Consider the following 2,982-nt stretch of genomic DNA (forward strand, 5'->3'; position numbering starts at 1 on the left):
AGCGTCTTGGGACTCGACCATTTGTCTGGTCATCACGTTGGCCTTATGGGCTGCTTCGGCTATCGCCTTTTGGTCGGCTTCGGGCAGTCCGTCAAAAAGATCGCCGTTTACCACCAAAAATTGGTCTGAATATTGAATGTTGGCCAAGGTCATGTATTTTTGCACCTCGTAAAGGCTTCCTATGATGATGTAGGTGGCGGGGTTCATCTGGCCGTCGACTATGCCTGTTTTCAAGGCCATGTACAGCTCCGTCCAGGGGATGGGTATGCCGCTTGCGCCAAAGGCCTTGTAAAGCGTCACTTGGCCTTCGTCCATTGCCCTGAACTTAAGCCCCCCTGAAGTCGTCGGGGCCTTTTATCTCGCGCTTTGAGTTGGTAAAGGCAAGAAATCCTCCTTCTTCCACTGCCTCAAGTAGGACGGCGCCAGTGCGTTTTTTGAACTCCTCTTTTACCTTTGACCAATATCTGCCGGAGTCGAAGAATCGGTGGGCCGCCTTGTAGCTGTCGAACATGAAGGGAATCGATGCTGCGTAAGCTTCAGGCAATACGGGAGCCATGCCGGCATATGACGCAACGTTTATGATGGGCTGGTTAAGCCCGCTCTTTGTCAAAAGCTGCATGCGTTCCTCTTCAGTGCCCAGCTGGCTGTCGGGGTAAAGCTCGATCTTGATCTTGCCCCCAAGCTTGTCCTCTACGAGCTTTTTGAAGTTGACTGCGTAATAGTGGACGGCGTTATTTACCTCGTCGGGCGGGCCGTTGTAAGACATCTTGATCGTCAGCGTCTTTGCCAGTGCAGACCCCGACAATGCCAATATAAAGGCCATGATAAGCAAACCGATAACTGCGCGCCTCATTCTCATCACTCTCCTAATCTATTTATGACTCAATAAAAGTTGAAATCATTATAATGAATTTATGCAATGCCGGTCAATGCGAGCCAAAAGTACATTGGTCGCCCTTGCTCTTATCTTGACAAAGACGTTGGACTACATTCTTGCCGTTACCCTGCAATTTATATTTATAGTTTACATTGTTCATGGCATAGCCCTTATAGCCCTTCCCTTCGTTAATAAAAAGTTCTACGAGAGTGCTATTTTTAGACCGGGAAAGTTTTTGGTCTTAGGCAGCGGGTTGTTCTCTATTTGTTGTATGATAGCCTTTAGCTATAAGATGATCATCCAGACGTGGCAGTTGATGCTTATTTGTGCCGCAGTAGGAACGGGGATTTTCTTATACGGAAAAGTAAGGGATTTTAAAAGCGAGGTTTTAAGCGAGGCAGAAAAGCTATAGTAAAGCGGTCGTGCCGGCGGTTTTTTAACGAACGGCGGATTTAGCATTGCGCTTTGTTAGATCGATATATTATTTTTGATATTGGGAGGTTATTTGTTGTCCCCTTTCAGGCTTACTAAGGCATTTAAAGAGATATTTTTTGGGATCATGCTTTTGCTTTTGTGCGTTTTCCCTTTGGAGGGCACTGCATTCGGGGAATTATCGCCAAAGGTCCCGCAGAATCCCTTTTACTATCTGAGGGGCGACTTTGACAAGCCCCTATTAACGGCACAAGAGCAGGCCAAAGGGGCATCTGTCGCTAGAGATCGTTTTTTTCTCCCCTGGAACGGAAATTTTAGGCATTCAAAAGACGATTTATTGTGGCCCTTTGGCGTTTACTTGCCGGGGCGGGTTTACGGAGAAAATGAAAGGCCCAGGCAGAAAAATTGGTTTGACGATATTTACGCCAGGGCGAATGTCGAGGCTTTTCGAAGTTTGGACATGCCTGGCATAGTCATAGCCGAAGGAGCGCTTAGGGCCTTTCCTACTTTTGAACCCATCTTTTTATCTCCAAATCTTCCGGGGGAGGGATATCCCTTCGATTACGGTCAAGTTTCCTGGGTGAACCCAGGGGAGCCGATACGAATTTCCCATTTAGCTCGGGATCGTACGTGGGCTTACGTGGAGACCTCCTTTGCAGCCGGGTGGATAGATTCCAGAAAGGTAGCCTACATTAACGAAGACTTGATGAAAAGGTACGCCTCCTTGCCGCTTTCGGCGGTAGTAAAGGACGATACGGCTGTAAGTAAAGACAGTCGTTTTCTCTTTAATGCCAAAATGGGTACTCTTCTGCCTTTAAATAAGGAATTGCTCTATGAGATGGAACTTCTGGTGCCGACCGGAAAGGACGATGCCGGTTTTGCGACCTTCGGCTTGGTTCGCCTTTCGAAGGAGAAGGTGAAGAAATGGCCTGTAGAATTCAATCAATGGAACGCTGCCAGGATGATAGACGAGATGATTGGTGAGACTTATGGTTGGGGAGGGTTATACGGAAAAAGGGACTGTTCTGCAGCTACGAGAGATTTACTTTTGATTTTTGGCATATGGCTTCCAAGAAATTCTAAAGCACAGGCAAGAAGCGCAAAGCCGATTTCCCTTGAAGGCTTAACTTTCGATCAAAAAGAAAAAACAATAATTAAGCAGGGCATTCCCTTCGGGAGCCTAATTTACAAACCAGGGCACATCATGCTTTATGTCGGCACTTACAGGGGAAAGGCCGTAGTTTTTCACAACCTTTGGGGCCTTAAGACACACGTCAAAGGCAAGGAGGGCCGTTACGTCATAGGCCAATCCATATTGAGCACCTTGGACATCGGTAAGGATTTGCCCTGCATAGATCGGGAAGGCTTGCTGATAAATACGGTAACGGCGATGACAAATCTACTGTAAAACAATTTCCAAGCCTATCCCAGGGCCTCCCATAGATGAATACCATGTTTTCGCGCTATCTCCACTGCCCTTTGAAACTCAGCGCGATTGGCAGACCTCGAAAGCTCAGGATACTGCTTAGCCTTGTATAAAGGGCGGTATTGGTCCATTATGTTTACGAAGGTTTCGGTAGAAATTTCTGTGGCCAAAAATTCCATCACCTTTTCCGTGCCGGCAAGGTTGTTTGGAAGTACCAGGTGCCTCACTAAGAGCCCTTTAACGGCGA

Annotated in this window: 4 protein-coding genes and 1 pseudogene; 2 read left to right on the forward strand and 3 right to left on the reverse strand. The window is 47.3% G+C overall.

Annotation, left to right across the window (positions count from 1 at the left end):
• Positions 1-315 (reverse strand): TRAP transporter substrate-binding protein DctP (gene dctP / locus Q7P41_RS05660; protein ID WP_303882816.1); only part of this gene is annotated, 315 nt, incomplete at its 3' end.
• Between the two features lie 10 nt (positions 316-325).
• Positions 326-853, reverse strand: coding sequence for a TRAP transporter substrate-binding protein DctP (gene dctP, locus Q7P41_RS05665; protein ID WP_303882817.1), 528 nt, complete (start codon positions 851-853; stop codon positions 326-328).
• Between the two features lie 76 nt (positions 854-929).
• Between dctP (Q7P41_RS05665) and Q7P41_RS05670 the strand changes: the two genes are divergently transcribed.
• The gene (locus tag Q7P41_RS05670; protein ID WP_303882818.1) at positions 930-1,289 is read left to right on the forward strand and encodes a hypothetical protein; all 360 of its coding nucleotides are present in this window, start codon (positions 930-932) and stop codon (positions 1,287-1,289) included.
• A 96-nt stretch (positions 1,290-1,385) separates the two neighbouring features.
• Positions 1,386-2,717, forward strand: coding sequence for an SH3 domain-containing C40 family peptidase (locus Q7P41_RS05675; protein WP_303882819.1), 1,332 nt, complete (start codon positions 1,386-1,388; stop codon positions 2,715-2,717).
• Positions 2,718-2,731: 14 nt separating this feature from the next.
• Here Q7P41_RS05675 and Q7P41_RS05680 read toward each other — a convergent pair.
• Positions 2,732-2,982: pseudogene (locus Q7P41_RS05680) on the reverse strand (radical SAM protein); the annotation flags it as partial.

Source organism: Acetomicrobium mobile (genome assembly GCF_937920065.1).

Coding starts and splice junctions, on each gene's coding strand:
- dctP (WP_303882817.1), bottom strand. CDS start 853: ATGAGGCGCGCAGTTATCGGTTTGCTTATCATGGCCTTTATATTGGCA.
- Q7P41_RS05670 (WP_303882818.1), top strand. CDS start 930: ATGCGAGCCAAAAGTACATTGGTCGCCCTTGCTCTTATCTTGACAAAG.